Genomic DNA, 18720 nt, shown 5'->3' with positions numbered 1-18720 from the left:
CGCAGCCACCAGGCTGTCCGGCCGTTTGTTAGAGGTTGAACGGAATCACATCTTTGGCCTGTGCGTAGGTCAGGTTACCCCGGTAGATACTCAATACCTGCCCTTCGCTCGCCGCCTTCATTTGCTCGCGATACCCCATCTTGCGCTGGCTCCACAGCTTGAGATGGCCTTTGCCAAACGCCGTCGGCGCCGCCTGCGAGTCGGCAAAATGGAAATGCGCGGCCCATAAGGGTTTAACCCGAGGCTCGTCGGGAGCATGCAACAGGCTGATCCGGTACTCGTCCAGATAGCCATCGGAGACCACCTGCCGAGGCCCGACATACTCCACGTCGAGCAGGCCCTGCTCGTGGAGAAAATTCAGCCCTCTGGAACCTGGATAGCGCGTCTTGGTGTACAGCTCTACCAAGCAGTCGCGGCGGGCCTGACGCAGTTGAATCAATGCATCGTCCATACGCGCCAGCAGCCCTTGCTCTGCGTCGGCATCGCTGAGCTGTTCACGCAGCGCATTCACTTCTTTGATCTGGCCGTCCAGTATCGACATGAGGCCCTTGTCGTCAGCATCCTTGGCAACCAGGTCTCTGGCCTGGGCGATGACGTTTTCGTTCTGTGCCAGTATTGCCTCGCCCAGTTCCCGGTTGTTGCTTTCGGAGTCTGGCGTCGAAGACCGAGGCTCCGATTCAGATTCGTCCAGGGCTACCACTTCAACCCAGTCGTCTCCCTGCTTATGGAAACGATGCAGCACCGTCTCGTTCAGAGCCCCTACAACTTCCAACACAGGCTGCCCGTCGACCACCGCTTCGCTGCCAATCACTATCTGACCGGCGCGGGTGTAGGCCACCTGTAGGCTCTTTTGTGGATAAACTGCACGGCGAGCGCCACGGGCCTGGCCGGCCGCCTGCTCGCGCATGGCCTCTACCAGCGCATCACCGGCTATGGTTTTCAGCTGCACCATCTGTTGCTTGTAGGCCTCAAGGCGCTGGACATCGATGAGCTTGCTGCCGATTCTCTTGATCCGTTCGGCGTTGAGAATCGCCGCAAGGTACTCGTCCCACGCGCTTTGCAGCACCTCGATACGTTCAGCAACAGGCAAGTCACAGAACATCAGCAGATTATGCGTCTGCGCGGCCACCCGCAAACGATGACCGGCGAGCGCATCGCGAAAGATCATGTAGTGTTGGGTGGACGCACCTTTGCGCCACTGCAGGGCCAGCTCGACCAGCCCCATGGCCTGAAAAAACCGGATGTTGACCGTAGTCGTCGTGCGATTACTGATAATGCCCGAGACGCTCAAGGTGGCATTGACATAAGGCACTTGCATGTCGATATCGGTTACAGCCAACAGACGATCCAGCTGGCTGGAGACATCGATGATCCTGGGCTGCTCTTCAAGCAACTTCTCCAACATCGTCCGGAACCTGGCATACAACTCGGCCTGTTTCTCTGGCGGTGCGACATTGAGCGCGTTGGTGAGTTGGTCATATTTCGTGAACCCACCCAAGGCCAGGAGCTCATCAATGAAGAACATGCCAAAGCTGATCAGGTTCTTGCGAACTTGGCCCAAGCGTATCCGTTGATCTCTCACGCTGCCGACGTGCGTCGAGGCGCTCAACTTGTCAAGCACATAGGTAATGTTGCGTTCGGCCTCGAGATAGTTAAGGAACAATCTCTCGTTCAAGGGCAGGCGCTGGTTGCGCAGCTTACTCGTCTGCTCTTGCAACTGCTGGAACTTAAGCTTGAACAACTCGGTAGCCTGCTCGAATTGCGCACGTTCGCCCGGCTCGGTGGGTGGCGCCTTCTGCAACCGTTCCTCGACTTTTTTTACCGGATCATGCAAACCGACAATCTGCTCACTCAACGCGTTGAAATCCTTCGTAGCTGCCTCCGCGGCCGAGATATGCCGCTCTATCTCGGCCTGAGCCTTGGCGATCGGTCCGTCCAGCTTCTTGCGCAATCGCTCGCGGGCCAGCTCGCCTGAGCGACCACTGCCACCACGCAAGCGCGAATTATTGAGGTGCCAGATATCGCCGTCGCGCGTCAGGTATGGCCCAACCGCCCCGTTCGGACCAATGATACGAACCTCTGCGTCATCAAGGCTGACTCGATAGACGTCACCGCCCAGAGGCACGTAGAACTCATTCTCAACCCGTACCAGCCCAGCGGCCACGCCCTGCGTCTGCGGTTCGCGCCCCTCCAGCGAAACACTGGCCGCCAACGCTCGCATCTGGCCGCGCTGGGCACTTGACAGGCCGTTGAGCCCCCCAGCCCCACGCCAGGAAAAATCGAGGTGGGTATTGGCCAAGGCCTGCAAACTGTCGACCGAGGCGCTGGGCTCCCGCATTGCAGTGGAAATGTTCGCCAGCTCGACCCCATTACCTGCAGGTGGCCCCTCGAGCAGCGATGGCGGCAGGTCGCCAGAAACGGCCGGCACTGCCAGTTTCGGCGTCTGCAGGTGTATCAAAGCCAGCAAGGTGTTGTTCAACACATCGACCATCGCCTGGACTCTCTCGTCGAGATGCGGGCTGGCCAGTCCCTCCACATCGTTGATCAAGCTGCGCATGCCGATGTACAGCCAGGCAACCGAGGTGAGCGGCCCTGGTAACACCGGAAACACAACATTCAGCAGCTCCCAGGAAAATGCCGTGACCAGCCGCCAGCGCACCTCGCTGTTGCTCATGGCGCTGCGATCAGCCAGCTCCAGCAACATCCGGCCCTTGGCTTCGAACATCTGCCGATCCACGTCCCGCGCCCAGAATTGCAGCGCCAACTGAACAGGCTGCGGTTTCTCCAGGAGGGTGTAAGGGTCGAGCAGCCATTGGGGCAGGTGCGGCTCCCGGAAGCCACCATTGCCGTAGACCGTGCGCTGAGCTTGCTCGATCCAGAGCAGCACGTTGTCCTGCAAAGCCCCTGGGCTGCTGATCGCCTCCAACAGTGCCTGAGCGCTGTCGTACTGAATCAGCGCCTTTTCGGTGTACAGCGGGCAGTACAACAGATGAACACCCAACTCGATGAGTTCGATCACGTAGAAACCATGCGCCACGTCGACCCTCTCCGATGTCGGCGAGCGTTTGAACGCAAGCGGTGCAATCCGCACAGCGGCTGCCCCTTCCGCGCCGCTACGACAGAATTCCGCCAGGGCGCCATAGGCGAACTTGTCGAGCCGCTTGACCGCACGCGCCCGCGCGGCATCGAACATCAGGGTGATACGCCAGCGTATGGCGAATGCCGAAATGTGTTCGGCGCGGCTCGCCGAGCGATCGAGCATCGACTGAACATGCCGTGGATAACTGCCGCCGATATCGACTCGCTGCACCAGCTCACGGACGTAATCAATGGTCATCCACTTCATGATCAGCTGGTTTTCCCGGTGCGCGATGTGTGTCACCACCCCTCCTGCGGTGGCATCCAGGCGGCCGATCGCCAACTGCGTCAGGGTCAACGTCTTTTCACCGGTCTTCTGGCCGAAGCCCAGCCCGTGACCGTCACTGACAAAGGTCTCGACCGTGAGGATAAGGTCATCAGGAAAATAATTGGCGTCTACCGGGTGGTCATGCAGCATCGCTTCGCGCAGGCGCGTCGCCGCATAGGTGTGCAAGTCCGACAGACCGTCCTGAATGCCCTGGGTTGGGCTGCGCTGTTGCAGTAGCGACAAGTCGAGCATGGCTTGGAGGTAGGCGGTCTGGCTATCCGTATCGGCTCGCGACAGGCCCCTGGGAAGCGCCAGGCCCAGCCCGCCGGTGCCATGGTCACTGAACTCGGCGAAGAATGATGCGGGGTCGCAGGCCAAATGGCAGTAGTGCTCCAGTTGGTCGACGCTGTCGATCGCACTCCAGCGCAGGCGGGCCACGCGCTCGAGCAAGATTTCCAGCAACGAGGCGCTGTACAGGGCGAAAGCGTCGCCCTCCACAGTCAGGCCCTGCCAGCTCAACTCATCAAACCGGTAACGTCCAGCCATCTGTATCTGCAACGCCGCGCCGAATGCAGCCTGGGCGTCGAAACTGCGGACCAGGCCTTCGGGAGAACACCAGAGTGTCAGTTCGCGAACTTCACTGGAGGCGGTAATCAGCAAGCCGGGCAACAGCTCATGGAAAGTGTCTTCACCCTCACGTAACGCCACCCGCACCAGCTGCACATCGAGCCCGGTACGGTTGCCCATCATCAGGTCACGCAGCAGCTTGCGTTGTTCGTCGTCCAGCGCTTCGTCTTTCAGGCCATCGAGCAGGTTGGCGCGCAACAACTGTTGCAACCACAGGTCCCGGTCGATCGTGCCGTCGCCGTTCCAATAGTCGATCTGCGCTTGCTGGAAGTGCCAAAGCAGCATTGGCAGCAACGCGTTGAGGCCATCGGTCAGGCGCGCGGGCTCGATCAAATCGCCCTCAGCAGTTTCGAGGCTCGATTCGATGGCGAAAAAGCGCCGGGGCGGGTTCAGGCCAAGGCGGTAGTCACCCGCTGGGGCGAGGTCCAGTGGTTTAGCGTCGAGCAGGGTCTGCAGCACCACATCCACCAGCGGCTGAGGGCGCCAGACGCCATCCGGCTGCAGGGACATCAGGTACAGCGGTGCAGCCGAGGTCATTTCAGGGCGATGCACGCCAACCAGAGGATAGTGCTCCAGGATCACCTTCATGATCTGTTCACCTGCGACCTGCCGGAATGTAGGACGGCTGGCGAACTGGGCGGCGACTGCGTGTTTGAGGTTGTGCGCGTGAGTGGCGGGCATGACCAGGACTCGTTGTGGAATGAACCACAAAGCGTCCTGGAAATGGTATCGAAACAGGTGCTACATATTGCTGCCGGCAGGCCGCGGCACCTGGCGGTACGGCGACCTGCCGGGCTGTCAGCTATAGACGCGGCCAAGCACCTGGCGATGGCTCTCGAACTGATCGAGCACATCACGCACGATCTGGTCTGGGGCAAAGCCCATCAGGTCGTACTCCTGACTGCCGTCATGCAGGTAGACCTCGGCGCGGTAGAAGCGCTGGCGCAGTTCAGGCTCACCCTCGACCGGCGCCTCGCTCGGCGCGGCCATATAGCCGTCAAGGCTCACTTCGTAGACGAACGGGTTGCCTTCTTCCATCATCACCCGCAAGCCCATCAGGTTGCGCGACTGGCCAACGCGGGTTTCCACCTCGAAGCCCTGCGTCTGCAGCTGTGCAGCGGCTTCTTTCAACGCTGGGCTGACCTGCTTGTCCATGAAGCGCTGCACCACGGCCTGGGTCGGCTGCAGTTCCAGCTGAGTCAGGCGCTCGCTAAAGCCGCGACGGCCACGGGCGGCCAGTTCGGCGCGTTCCTGCTCGATCACCACGTCCTGCTTCATGGCCTTGTACAGGCCGAACATGAACAGCACCAGCACCACCGAGAACGGCAGGCCCGCCAGCACGACCATGGTCTGCATGGCTTCGAAGTTACCGGCAAACAGCAGGCCGATGGTCACCAGGGTGATCACCACAGACCAGAACACCACCATCCAGTGCGGGGCATCTTCGTCGACCTTGCCGCCTGTGCACGACAGGTTGGCCATCATCACTGCGCCGGAGTCGGCCGGCGTGAGGAACAGCACGAAACCGACGAACACTGCCACACCAATGACGATCTTGGCTGCCGGGAAGTATTCCAGCAGCTGGTAGATCGACATCGATGGCTGTTCCAGCGCAGTCTTGCCCAGCTCCACGGCGCCCTGGTTGATCACCAGGTCCAGTGCGGTGTTGCCGAAGATCGACAGCCAGGCCAGGGTGAAGCCCAGCGGGATCAGCAGCACGCCCATCACCAGTTGGCGCACGGTGCGGCCCTTGGAAATACGGGCAATGAACATGCCGACGAACGGGCCCCAGGAGATCCACCAGGCCCAGTAGAACACGGTCCACAGGCCCAGCCAGCGCTCCGACTTGCCGGCTTCGCCTTCATACACATAAAGGTCGAAGGTTTTCAGCACGATGCCGTTCAGGTAGTCGCCGACGTTCTGCACGAAGCCGTTGAGCAGGTGCAGGGTTTCGCCGCCCAGCAGTACGAAGATCAACAGGCCGCTGAACAGCATGATGTTCAGGTTGGACAGGCGGCGGATGCCGTTTTCCACACCCGATACCGCTGCCACGGTAGCCACGCCAGCCATCACCAGGATCACCACCAGCAGGTTGGTCTTGCTGTGGTCCATGCCGAACAGGTATTCCAGGCCGGACGACACCTGCATCGCGCCGATGCCCAGGTTGGTCACCAGGCCCAGCAGGGTGACGAACATGCCGAAGATGTCGACGGCGTTGCCGGCAGCGCCCTTGACCCAACGCTCGCCCACCAGCGGGTACAGCGCCGAACGCAGTGCCAGCGGCTGGTTGTGGCGGTAAGCGAAGTAACCCACGGCCAGGCCGACCAGGGCATAGATCGCCCAGCCGTGCAGCCCCCAGTGCAGGAAGGTCAGCTGCAGGCCCTGGCGCGCGGCCTCGAGGCTGGCAGGAGTGCCCTCCGGTGGGTTGAAGTAGTGGTCCAGGGGCTCGGAGGCGCCGAAGTACAGCAGCGAAATACCGATGCCGGACGAGAACAGCATACCGGCCCAGGCGCCGTAGCTGAAGTCAGGCTGGTCGTCCTTGCCACCCAGCTTGAGGCTGCCGTAGTCGGAGAAAGCCAGGTAGACGACGAACAGCAGGTATCCGCAGATGACCAGCATGTAGTACCAGCCAAAGGTGCGCGTCAGCCACTTTTGGGCCACGCCCAGCACCTGGCCGGCGGTTTCGGGTACAGCGATCAGCAAGGCAGTCAGAACAAGGATCATCAGCGCGGAGGTGAAGAACACCACGCGGTTGACCCGTACCCTCTCGGCGGGGGGCTTGGTAAGTGAGGCAGAACTCATTGCACGAATGCTCCGGGCAGTGCGGCTGTGGAGGCTAATCAGTCTTTCCCGAGCAATTGGTGGAATATCCCCACTGCATCAGGTGTTATAAAAGAACCCTGGAAACCGTGATCCCGAATCGATACGTTGCCAAAAACAGACAGGTGGCCTGCTGAAAATGCCACGCCTCAACGGAGGTGCGCGCATTCGTCACAGGTCACCCCGCCCGCTCCAAGGGCCTGTCGCAGGGCCAATGGCCGTACGGCAGAATCTGCATTTCGCATCGCTCATGCCCGTCAACACCTTGTATTCCGGGGGTTACGCGATTTCCTGGGGTGTCAATCCGTGCCTTCTCGACCGCCTGAAAAACTGTCAATGGCACAAATTGTCGCAGAGCTTATTCTTTATTGATTGAACGTTCAATCAAAACAAAATAGACTGGCCTTCGCCGAGTCAGCCGCCTGTCGTCTGCTCGCAGGCCTGAGGAGATAGCAAGATGCCCAAGGTCGGTATGCAACCCATCCGGCGCCAGCAGTTGATCGAAGCCACATTGCAGGCGGTCGATCAGGTCGGACTGGGGGACGCCAGCATTGCGCTGATTGCCCGTTTGGCCGGTGTGTCGAACGGCATCATCAGTCACTACTTTCGGGACAAGAACGGCCTGATCGCAGCGACGATGGGTTACATCATGAGCATGCTCAACGAAGGCGTCAGAGCACGTCGCCAGGCCCTGAAAGACGACAGCCCGCGCGCTCACCTGAAAGTGATCATCGAGGGCAACTTCGATGCCAGCCAGGTAAACGGCCCGGCAATGAAAACCTGGTTGGCCTTCTGGGCTTCCAGCATGCACCAGCCCGATTTGCACAGGTTGCAGCGGATCAACGACCACCGCTTGTATTCCAACCTGTGCTGCCAGTTCCGCCGCGCCCTGCCGCTCTACCATGCGCGCAAGGCAGCCCGCGGCCTGGCAGCCCTGATCGACGGTTTGTGGCTGCGTGGCGCCCTGTCGGGTGATGCATTCGACACCGACCAGGCGATACGGATTGCTTACGAATACATGGAACTACAACTGGCCAAGCAGCACACCCTGGGCACAAACGACCAGGCTGCTGACAATGCGCGCAGGGCCCTTGCCAACCCGGCAGGAGCATGACGCGCAAGCCAAACCACACACTGCACTTGCGAGGACACTATGGCCCGTTTCGGAACGCAAAAACTCTACATTGATGGCGCTTACGTCGACGCTGGCAGCGATGCCACTTTCGAAGCCATCAACCCGGCCACCGGCGAAGTCCTCGCCCACGTACAGCGTGCTACCGAGGCTGACGTCGAGAAGGCCGTGGAAAGCGCCGAGCGTGGCCAGAAAGTCTGGGCTGCGATGACTGCCATGCAGCGTTCGCGCATCCTGCGCCGCGCCGTCGACATCCTGCGCGAGCGCAACGATGAGCTGGCCATGCTGGAAACCCTTGACACCGGCAAGTCGTACTCCGAAACCCGCTACGTCGACATCGTCACCGGTGCCGACGTGCTGGAATACTATGCAGGCCTGGTACCGGCCATCGAAGGCGAGCAGATCCCGCTGCGCGAATCGTCCTTCGTCTACACCCGCCGCGAGCCGCTGGGCGTGACCGTGGGTATCGGTGCCTGGAACTACCCGATCCAGATCGCCCTGTGGAAATCTGCCCCGGCCCTGGCCGCTGGCAACGCGATGATCTTCAAACCGTCGGAAGTCACTTCGCTGACCACCCTGAAACTGGCCGAGATCTACACCGAAGCCGGCCTGCCAAACGGCGTGTTCAACGTTCTGACCGGCAGCGGCCGCGAAGTCGGCACCTGGCTGACCGAGCACCCGCGCATCGAAAAAGTGTCCTTCACCGGCGGCACCACCACCGGCAAGAAAGTCATGGCCAGCGCCTCCAGCTCTTCGCTGAAGGAAGTGACCATGGAACTGGGCGGCAAGTCGCCTCTGATCATCTGTGCCGACGCCGACCTGGACAAGGCCGCCGATATCGCCATGATGGCCAACTTCTACAGCTCGGGCCAGGTGTGCACCAACGGCACCCGCGTGTTCATCCCGGCTGAAATGAAGGCGGCCTTCGAAGCCAAGATCGCCGAGCGCGTTGCCCGCATCCGCGTTGGCAACCCGGAAGACGAAAACACCAACTTCGGCCCGCTGGTCAGCTTCCAGCACATGGAAAGCGTGCTGGGCTACATCGCCAAAGGCAAGGAAGAAGGTGCCCGCGTGCTGTGCGGCGGCGAGCGTCTGACTGCCGGTGACTTCGCCAAAGGTGCCTTCGTTGCCCCGACCGTGTTCACCGACTGCACCGACGACATGACCATCGTCAAGGAAGAGATCTTCGGCCCGGTGATGAGCATCCTCACCTACGAAACCGAAGAAGAAGTGATCCGCCGTGCCAACGACACCGACTACGGCCTGGCCGCCGGCGTCTGCACCAACGACATCACCCGCGCCCACCGCATCATCCACAAGCTCGAAGCCGGTATCTGCTGGATCAACGCCTGGGGTGAATCGCCGGCCGAAATGCCGGTAGGTGGCTACAAACAGTCGGGCGTCGGCCGTGAAAACGGCGTCAGCTCGCTGGCTCAATACACTCGCATCAAGTCGGTCCAGGTCGAGCTGGGCGGCTACAACTCGGTTTTCTGAACCCTGTCTAGCCCCGCCCGTGCCACCGCGCACGGGCGTTCCCGCTCCCCGATCACCGCCAACACGAGGGTACTTTCATGTCCCAAGAATTCGATTACATCATCGTCGGTGCCGGCTCGGCCGGTAACACCCTGGCTACCCGCCTGACCGAAGACGCCGGCGTCACCGTATTGCTGCTGGAAGCCGGTGGCCCCGACTACCGCTTCGACTTCCGCACCCAGATGCCAGCCGCCCTGGCCTTCCCGCTGCAAGGCCGCCGCTACAACTGGGCCTACGAGACCGACCCGGAACCTTACATGGACGGCCGCCGCATGGAATGTGGCCGTGGCAAGGGCCTGGGTGGCTCGTCGCTGATCAACGGCATGTGCTACATCCGCGGCAACGCCATGGACTTCGACGGCTGGGCAGAACTGCCAGGCCTGGAAGACTGGACCTACCTCGACTGCCTGCCGTACTTCCGCAAAGCCGAAACCCGTGATATCGGCCCTAACGACTACCACGGTGGTGACGGCCCGGTCAGTGTCGCCACGCCAAAGGCTGGCAACAACCCGCTGTTCCACGCCATGGTTGAAGCGGGTGTGCAGGCCGGTTACCCGCGTACCGAAGACCTCAACGGCTACCAACAGGAAGGCTTCGGCCCAATGGACCGTTCGGTGACCAAGAACGGCCGCCGCTCCAGCACCGCCCGTGGCTACCTGGACCAGGCCAAGAAACGCCCGAACCTGACCATCGTCACCCACGCCCTGACCGACCGCGTGCTGTTCGACGGCAAGCGCGCCGTAGGCGTAACCTACCTGGTCGGCGACAGCGAAGAACGCGTGGAAGCCCGCGCCCGCAAGGAAGTGATCGTCAGCTCTGGCGCCATCGCTTCGCCGCAGCTGCTGCAGCGCTCCGGCGTCGGCCCGCGCGCCTTGCTGGAAAGCCTCGACATCCCGGTTGTGCACGACCTTCCAGGCGTTGGTGAAAACCTTCAGGACCACCTGGAACTTTACCTGCAGTACGCCTGCACCCAGCCGGTATCGCTGTACCCATCGCTGCTGTGGTGGAACCAGCCGGCCATCGGTGCCGAGTGGTTGTTCAATGGCACCGGCATCGGCGCCAGCAACCAGTTCGAGGCCGGTGGTTTCATTCGTACCCGCCCTGAGTTCAAGTGGCCGAACATCCAGTACCACTTCCTGCCGGTTGCGATTAACTACAACGGCTCAAATGGCGTGAAGGAACATGGCTTCCAGGCGCACATGGGCTCCATGCGCTCGCCTGCCCGTGGCCGCATCCAGGCCAAGTCGAAAGACCCGCGCCAGCACCCGAGCATCCTGTTCAACTACATGTCCACCGAGCAGGACTGGCAGGAATTCCGTGACGGCATTCGCCTGACCCGTGAAATCATGGCCCAGCCGGCGCTGGACCCGTACCGTGGCCGCGAAATCAGCCCGGGCGCCCACGTGCAAACCGACGAAGAACTGGACAAGTTCATCCGCGAGCACGCCGAAACCGCCTTCCACCCGTCTTGCTCGTGCAAGATGGGCACCGACGACATGGCAGTGGTCGATGGCGAAGGCCGCGTGCATGGCATGCAGGGCCTGCGCGTGGTCGACGCGTCGATCATGCCGCTGATCATCACCGGTAACCTCAATGCCACCACGATCATGATTGCCGAAAAGATTTCGGACAAGATCCGTGGTCGCAAGCCACTGCCACGCAGCACCGCCAAGTACTACGTGGCAGGGGATGCGCCAGTGAAAGGCAAGCCGATGCGTGAAGTGAAGCAAGGCTGAGGCCTTGATCAGGGGCCGCGCAGCGGCCCCTTTCACGTTTGCTCAGGCGGGCAGCGCAAAGAATGTGCGCATCAACGAGTCATCCTCGACGCCCAGTCGCCCCGCCAGTGCCTGGCGATCGAACAACTGTCCTGTGCGCATTTCACGCACGGCCTTCCCGCCTGGCGCCTGCGCCAGTGCCTTCAGGCACACCTCGGTAAAGCGATAATTGTGCCCTTGAACGGCCGTCACCTTTTCCACTTGCAGGTAGCGCCCGGGCATCATCAAAGACTCCGCTTCATCAGGTCGCCTTGAAAAGGGCCCGATGGGCGTCGCCTGCATGTCTTCGCCCGGTTCCAATACATACACCAACGCATTTTCATCAAAAGCACTCCGGCCACTGACCTGGGTCTGCGGGTCGTTGAAAACCTCCCAGAGGGCATAGGGGTTCTCCGTGAATGACGTGAAGTCGGTGGTCACCAGCACATCACCCACTTCAATGGCACCCTCACCAGATACCTGAAAACCCGTGCCCCGCAGGCTGGAAGCCGCCCGGTACAGCCTCACCTGATTACTGACGCCAATTTGCCCCAGTGCGCGGGCAAGGTCGTGGCTGCGCTGGATATTCCCGGCGCGAGTGCCCTCTAGCGGCATTCCCCGCCACAGGTTGTTGTAGCGCTCCGGCGAGCTGGTGTACTCGGCAATGGCGGGCGAGCCAAAGCCGTGCTCATCGCGATAGACGGGGTACGGCTCACTGAATGCATCCAGATACTCGCCATTGGGCCCCACGGCATCGAGATCAGCCCACGGCACCGCGCCCAACAGGGCTTCCTGCCGCGCCAGCGCCTTATCCGACATAGCCAGCAATTCGTCTGCCGCCGGGGCCATGTAAAGCCCCCAGTCGACCTTGGCGGCAGAGGCTTGCGCCTGACCAGCCACGCGCGGGGGGACGTGGCCATCAGTGAACAGCTCGCTGGCACGCATCATGGCTATATCAAGCAGAATGAACAGAATATCCGTCAGTACTGACCACCATGCTGCTGTGCGCCAGGCCTGCTTGCCATTGATTGCCCGGTCCAGGTGCAGAGCCAGGCTTGCGGTGCCCAGACCGAGCGATGCCAATATCACTGGCCAGCCAAGCGGCGTCATCGGCGCAATTATAAAACTCGCTGCTTGCAAGCCCGCCAGCCAATCGGCCTTGCGCAGTTGTGCGTTGGTAGTCAGCCGCTCATGAGCATCGCTGGCCAGATCATCCATGACCGCATCGCGCACATGGACGAACAGGTCCCCTTCAATGGCTGGCCCGGAAATCATGGTGTCGCCCCGCGACTGCGCGAGCAACCTGAAGTAATTGCGTAAACGCGGGCGTAGCGACTGCGCCAGTACCCCATCCCCGACGAACAGCCTGACCAGCCGCTCTCGCCCCACCGTCGTGGCGGCCTGATCAACCATCCACTCCTGAAGCGCATGGCGATCGTCGAATACCTGCACCACAGCCTGCGCATCGGCAAGATAGAGGCACAACCTGCCAGTCTTCAGCTTGTGCAAGAACATGAGCTTGGCGCTGATACCGCCGATGACAAGTGCATTCCATTCAGATTGGGCATTCGCTTGCCTGGCCTGTCGCAGGCCTTGCACGGTACTTGGCAGTGCGGGTACAGCGACCGTCACCGCCATCAGCGCCTGGCGCTCGGGTTTGCTCAACGCAGATTGGCCCACAGCAGCAATGAAGCGGGCGCGAGCCAGGACACAGTAGTCTTCGCCATACCGTGACCGAAACTTGCTCAGTGCCTCGGTATAGCGCCCCGCAAAATCCAACCGCCAGAACGCCTCCAGTACTTGCTGTGGGTCGAGCCGCACTTCGTTGCGCTCGTCATAGACTGTGTGGCTGGCATCCACCCGGTAGAAGCCACCATAAATACTCAACTCGTCAGCACTGGCCTGCTGCTGCGGGCTGAATCGCTGGATGACCAGTTCGGTAAGGCTCAAAGAGCGTCGTGGCGGTCCACTGTGGCGCCAGCCGGTGAAGCTCAACGAACTGCTGACCGCCGACTGGAACTCGTGCCAATAGAGCCCGTCCGGATCCAGCCAATACCCCAGTTGGCGGCGAAGCACATGGCCCGCCGCCTGGCGCGCCAGATTGTGCAAATCAGGAAATTGCCCGAGCAGGCGCTGGGCCACCTGGGCGAGAGAAATGGTTTCTTTGACATTCATGTCACTTGGCTGCCTGACAGTGGGCGAACCATTACAGCCGCACGCCGCAGCGACGATGCGGTATCGCTTTACAGCCTGCGTCAGCCTCAGGTTAGAATCGATTGGCACGCGACCTGCTAGCTTTTGCTGGAAAATGCGCTACCACGTCCCTTCCCCGCTGTCTCGGAGTACCTGCCTTTGGATGCAAGCACCATCAACAGCCTGTTTTTGATCGGCGCATTGCTGGTGGGCGCAAGCATCCTGGTCAGTTCGCTGTCGTCGCGCCTGGGCATCCCTATTCTGGTCATCATCCTCGCCGTCGGCATGGTCGCCGGTGTCGATGGTGGCGGCATCATCTTCAACAATTACCCAACCGCCTACCTGGTGGGCAACCTGGCTCTGGCCGTCATCCTGCTTGACGGTGGCCTGCGTACGCGGGTGGCAAGCTTCCGCGTGGCGCTGTGGCCGGCGCTGTCGCTGGCCACGGTCGGGGTGATGATCACCACCGCCCTCACCGGCCTGATCGCCGCCTGGCTGTTCAACCTGAGCTTGATCCAGGGCCTGCTGATCGGCGCCATCGTCGGCTCCACCGACGCCGCTGCAGTGTTCTCGCTGCTCGGCGGCAAAGGCCTGAACGAGCGGGTTTCCGCTACCCTCGAGATCGAGTCGGGCAGCAACGACCCGATGGCGGTGTTCCTCACTGTCACCTTGATCGACATGATCGCCAGCGGCGAGACCGGCCTGCACTGGAGCCTGCTGGGTCACTTGCTGCGTGAGTTCGGTATCGGCACGCTGCTGGGCCTGGGCGGCGGCTGGCTGATGCTGCAACTGGTAAACCGTATCAATCTGGCCGGCGGCCTGTACCCCATTCTGGTAGTGGCCGGCGGCCTGGTGATGTTCTCGCTGACCAACGCCCTGCATGGTAGCGGCTTCCTCGCTGTTTACCTGTGCGGCCTGGTGCTGGGCAACAAGCCGATCCGTAGCCGCCACGGCATCCTGCACATGCTCGACGGCATGGCCTGGCTGGCCCAGATCGGCATGTTCCTGGTGCTGGGGTTGCTGGTCACGCCGCACGACCTGCTGCCCATCGCCCTGCCGGCACTGGGCCTGGCGCTGTGGATGATCCTGGTGGCGCGGCCACTGTCGGTGGTCGCGGCCCTGTTGCCGTTCAAGGCTTTCCATGGCCGCGAAAAGGGCTTCATTTCGTGGGTCGGCCTGCGCGGCGCGGTACCGATCATTCTGGCGGTGTTCCCGCTGATGGCGGGCCTGCCAGACGCCCAGCTTTTCTTCAACCTGGCCTTCTTCATCGTGCTGGTATCGCTGCTGGTGCAAGGCACCAGCCTGCCGTGGGTGGCCAAGCTGCTGAAAGTGACGGTTCCGCCAGACCCGGCGCCGATCTCCCGCTCCGCCCTTGAGGTGCACATCACCAGCGAGTGGGAGATGTTCGTCTACCGCCTGGGCGCAGAAAAATGGTGCATCGGTGCCGCCCTGCGCGAACTGAAAATGCCCGAAGGCACGCGGATTGCCGCGCTGTTCCGTGGTGAGCAACTGCTGCACCCGTCGGGCAGCACCGTGCTGGAAGTTGGCGACATGCTCTGCGTGATCGGCCACGAACACAACCTGCCGGCCCTCGGCAAGTTGTTCAGCCAGGCGCCACAGCGTGGCCTGGACCTGCGTTTCTTCGGCGACTTCGTGCTCGAAGGCGATGCCGAACTGGGTGCGGTGGCAGCGTTGTATGGCCTGAAGCTCGATGGCCTCGACGCGAAAATGCCGCTGGCGCAGTTCATCCGACAGAAGGTCGGAGGCGCTCCAGTAGTAGGGGACCAGGTCGAATGGCATGGCACGATCTGGACCGTGGCAACCATGGACGGGAACAAGATCCAGAAAGTAGGCGTCAGATTCCCCGAAGGAACGCGACCCGGACCAGGATTGTTCCTCTAAACTTCGTTTCAGCCGGATCCACAAGTAGTCTGCCTATGTCCCTGCGCGTGTACCTTCGCACAGCCCTGCTCGGGTTGTGCCTATCCCTTTCTTTTGCGGCTAGCGCGGCAGAAGCCCCGACCACCGCCAGTATCCAGAACAGCCTCGACAAGATCGCCGAGCGCAAGCTGCCCGAGGCAGACCAAAAGGCGCTGCAGCAGGTGCTCGAACAAACGTTGAGCCTGCTTGCTGCCAAGGAAGACAACGAAAAGAAACTGGCTGCACTCAAGCAGCAGCTGAGCAGTGCCCCCAAGGAGACCAGCGACAGCCAGAAGGAGTTGGCCAAGCTCAAGGAAACCAAGGCACAACCGGTGGCACAGCGCTACGCCAACCTCACCGTGCCGCAGCTTGAACAGATGCTCAGCGAACGCAACACGCTGCAGGGCGAGCTGCAAAAGGCGCTGTCTGAAGCCAACAGCCTGATCATCAACTCGCAAACCCGCCCCGAGCGCGCCCAGGCCGAAATCAGCAGCAGCCAGACCCGCACCCAGCAGATCAACAACATCCTCAAAACCGGCAAGGACGGTGGCAAAGCCATCAATGCCGACCAGCGCAACCAGCTCAACGCCGAGCTGGCCTCGCTCAACGCGCTGACCCTGCTGCGCCGCCAGGAACTGGCCGGCAACAGCCTGCTGCAAGACCTTGGCAATGCGCGTCACGACCTGCTGGTCGAGCGCGCTGCGCGCCTGGAGCAGGAAATCCAGGACCTGCAGACGCTGATCAACGCCAAACGCCTGGCCCAGTCCCAGGAAGCCGTCACCCAGCAGTCGATCGAGGCTCAGAAGGCCGGCGGCAGCAGCCTGCTGGCCACTGAAAGCGCGATCAACCTCAAGCTTTCCGACTACCTGCTCAAGAGCACCGACCGCCTTAACGAACTGACCCAGCAGAACCTGCGCACCAAGCAGCAGCTCGACAGCCTGACCCAGGCCGACCAGGCGCTTGACGAGCAGATCAACGTGCTCAAGGGAAGCCTGCTGCTGTCGAAGATTCTCTATAAACAGAAACAGACCCTGCCGCACCTGAAGGTCGACCGCGACCTGGCCGACCAGATCGCCGACACCCGCCTGTACCAGTTCGAAGTCAACCAGCAACGCGAGCAGATGAGCAGCCCGGTCACCTACGTCGACAAGCTGCTGGCGGCGCAACCGCAGGAAGATGTGACACCGCAGCTGCGCAAGGCCCTGCTGGAAGTGGCCATCACCCGCAGCGACCTGTTGGAGCGGCTGAACCGCGAACTGTCGGCGCTGCTCAACGAATCGATCACCCTGCAGCTCAACCAGAAGCAGCTGCTGGGCACCGCGCAGAGCCTGCGCACCACCCTCGACGAGCAAATGTTCTGGATCCCCAGCAACAAGCCACTGGACTGGGACTGGCTGCAATACGTGCCGGAGCGCCTGGCCGACCAGGTCGCCAACCTGCCGTGGGGCTCCAGCCTGAAAGAGCTGGCCGATGGCCTGAGCCAGCGCCCGTTGCTGTTCCTGCCGCTGCTGTTGGTGATCGGCGCGCTGTTGTGGCGGCGCAAATACCTTTACCAACGATTAGGCAAAGTTCACCAGGATATCGGCCACTTCCGCCGTGACAGCCAATGGCACACGCCCCAGGCAATCCTTATCAACATTCTGCTGGCGATGCCGGTCAGCCTTGGTCTGGCGCTGTGCAGCTACGCCCTGCAGATCGACGCCCGCGGGCAGAATGCCAACCTGGGCGCCGCACTCTGGCAGCTGGCCCAGGCCTGGCTGGTGTTCTACACCGCCTACCGTATCCTCGCTCCGGGTGGCGTGGCGGAAGTCCACTTCCGCTGGCACAAACCGCAGGTCGAGTTCCTGCGCGGCTGGGTTCGCCGCCTGGGCACCGTGGTGCTGGCACTGGTCGGTGTGGTGGCGGTGGCCGAGCACCAACCTTCGGCACTGGCAGACGACGTGTTGGGCATCGGCGTGGTGCTGACCTGCTATGCGCTGATGGCCTGGCTGCTCAGCCGCCTGCTGCTCAGCAGCCCGGCACACCGTGACACCTCGCTATTCCGCAGGGCAGTGGGGGTGGCATTCACCGCCCTGCCCATCGCCCTGTTCGTCGCCGTGTGCTTCGGCTACTACTACACCGCACTGAAGCTTACCGACCGACTCATCTACACCCTGTACCTGCTGCTGTTCTGGCTGGTGATCGAGGCTGCCTTCGTGCGCGGCCTGTCGGTAGCTGCACGACGCCTGGCCTACCAGCGTGCGTTGACCAAGCGTGCGGCAGCCAAGGAAGGGCTGGATGGCGAAGTCATCACCGAAGAGCCAACGCTGGATATCGAACAGGTGAACCAGCAGTCGCTGCGCCTGATCCGCCTGGCCCTGCTCGGCGGCTTCATCGCCGGCCTGTACTGGGTATGGGCAGACCTGATCTCGGTGTTCGCCTACCTCAACAATTTCGTCCTCTACGAATACACCAGCGGCACCGGCGCCGCCGCCAGCATGGTACCGATCAGCCTAGGCGACCTGCTCGGCGCGCTGGTGATCGTCGGCATTACCTTCGCCCTGGCCGGCAACTTGCCAGGCTTGCTGGAAGTACTGGTGCTGTCTCGCCTGAACCTGGCCCAGGGCAGTGCCTACGCCACCACCACGCTGTTGTCGTACACCATCGTCGGCATCGGCATCGTCAGCACCCTGTCGACCCTGGGGGTGAGCTGGGACAAGCTGCAATGGCTGGTGGCTGCGCTGTCAGTAGGGCTGGGCTTCGGCATGCAGGAAATCTTCGCCAACTTCATCTCCGGCATCATGATCCTGTTCGAGCGCCCGGTACGGATTGGCGACACCATCACCATCGGCAACCTGTCGGGCACGGTAAGCAAGATCCGCATCCGTGCCACCACCATCACCGACTTCGACCGCAAGGACATCATCGTCCCCAACAAGACCTTCATCACTGGCCAACTGATCAACTGGTCGCTGACCGACACGGTCACCCGGGTGACGCTGAAGCTGGGCATCGACTATGGCTCAGACCTCGACCTGGTGCGCGACCTGCTGCTCAAGGGCGCGCATGAGAACCCACGCGTGCTCAAGGATCCGGAACCGATCGTGTACTTCCTCAACTTCGGCGAAAGCTCGCTGGACCACGAACTGCGCATGCACGTCCGTGACCTGGGCGACCGCAACCCGACGCTGGACGAGATCAACCGCTACATCAACCGCGAGTTCAAGGCCCACAACATCAAGATCTCGGTACGCCAGGTAGAGGTGTTCCTGATGGATGCGAAGGGCAGCAAACAGCAATTGATTCCGATGGAGCAGCCGAAATCGGATGGCACTGCTTCGGCCTGAATAGGCTCG

At 61.7% G+C, this 18720-nt stretch carries 8 protein-coding genes and 1 pseudogene; 5 read left to right on the top strand and 4 right to left on the bottom strand.

All coding sequences use genetic code 11. From position 1 onward, the window contains the following. Nucleotides 1-28: 28 nt before the first annotated feature. The 3 genes and pseudogenes from QYE47_RS19055 to QYE47_RS19045 form a co-directional block, all read right to left on the bottom strand. A complete protein-coding gene (locus tag QYE47_RS19055; protein ID WP_070384438.1) occupies nucleotides 29-4714 on the bottom strand; it encodes a DUF6543 domain-containing protein in 4686 nt (1561 codons plus the stop codon). A 117-nt stretch (nucleotides 4715-4831) separates the two neighbouring features. Then, nucleotides 4832-5296, bottom strand: coding sequence for a hypothetical protein (locus QYE47_RS19050; RefSeq protein ID WP_172830944.1), 465 nt, complete (start codon nucleotides 5294-5296; stop codon nucleotides 4832-4834). Beyond that, nucleotides 5244-6778: pseudogene (locus QYE47_RS19045) on the bottom strand (BCCT family transporter). Before QYE47_RS19045 ends, QYE47_RS19050 begins: the two are co-directional and overlap by 53 nt. Nucleotides 6779-7310: 532 nt before the next feature. On the opposite strand from QYE47_RS19045, the gene betI reads away from it, so the two are divergent. The 3 genes from betI (at nucleotide 7311) to betA (ending at nucleotide 11254) form a co-directional block, all read left to right on the top strand. After that, entirely contained in the window at nucleotides 7311-7967 is a 657-nt protein-coding gene (gene betI / locus QYE47_RS19040; RefSeq protein WP_014859113.1) for a transcriptional regulator BetI, read from the top strand. A gap of 39 nt (nucleotides 7968-8006) precedes the next feature. Next, a complete protein-coding gene (betB, locus tag QYE47_RS19035; RefSeq protein WP_003249182.1) occupies nucleotides 8007-9479 on the top strand; it encodes a betaine-aldehyde dehydrogenase in 1473 nt (490 codons plus the stop codon). Nucleotides 9480-9556: 77 nt separating this feature from the next. Beyond that, nucleotides 9557-11254, top strand: coding sequence for a choline dehydrogenase (betA, locus tag QYE47_RS19030; RefSeq protein ID WP_014592699.1), 1698 nt, complete (start codon nucleotides 9557-9559; stop codon nucleotides 11252-11254). A 42-nt stretch (nucleotides 11255-11296) separates the two neighbouring features. Here betA and QYE47_RS19025 read toward each other — a convergent pair whose 3' ends face one another. Continuing rightward, nucleotides 11297-13447 carry a DUF6543 domain-containing protein gene (locus QYE47_RS19025; RefSeq protein WP_070384439.1) on the bottom strand — a complete coding sequence of 717 codons (2151 nt, stop codon included), beginning with the start codon at nucleotides 13445-13447 and terminating at the stop codon, nucleotides 11297-11299. A gap of 177 nt (nucleotides 13448-13624) precedes the next feature. Here QYE47_RS19025 and QYE47_RS19020 point away from each other — a divergent pair, with 177 nt between their 5' ends. Further along, on the top strand, nucleotides 13625-15367 hold the full coding sequence (locus tag QYE47_RS19020; protein WP_070384440.1) for a potassium/proton antiporter: 1743 nt from the start codon (nucleotides 13625-13627) through the stop codon (nucleotides 15365-15367). A 35-nt stretch (nucleotides 15368-15402) separates the two neighbouring features. After that, nucleotides 15403-18711 (top strand): mechanosensitive channel MscK, encoded by a 3309-nt coding sequence (mscK, locus tag QYE47_RS19015; protein ID WP_014592701.1) that lies wholly within the window; start codon nucleotides 15403-15405, stop codon nucleotides 18709-18711. Nucleotides 18712-18720: the final 9 nt, after the last annotated feature.

The organism is Pseudomonas sp. 2,4-D, from assembly GCF_030418155.1.
GTDB classification, from domain to species: domain Bacteria; phylum Pseudomonadota; class Gammaproteobacteria; order Pseudomonadales; family Pseudomonadaceae; genus Aquipseudomonas; species Aquipseudomonas alloputida.
This window is presented reverse-complemented; position numbering and strand designations above follow the sequence as displayed.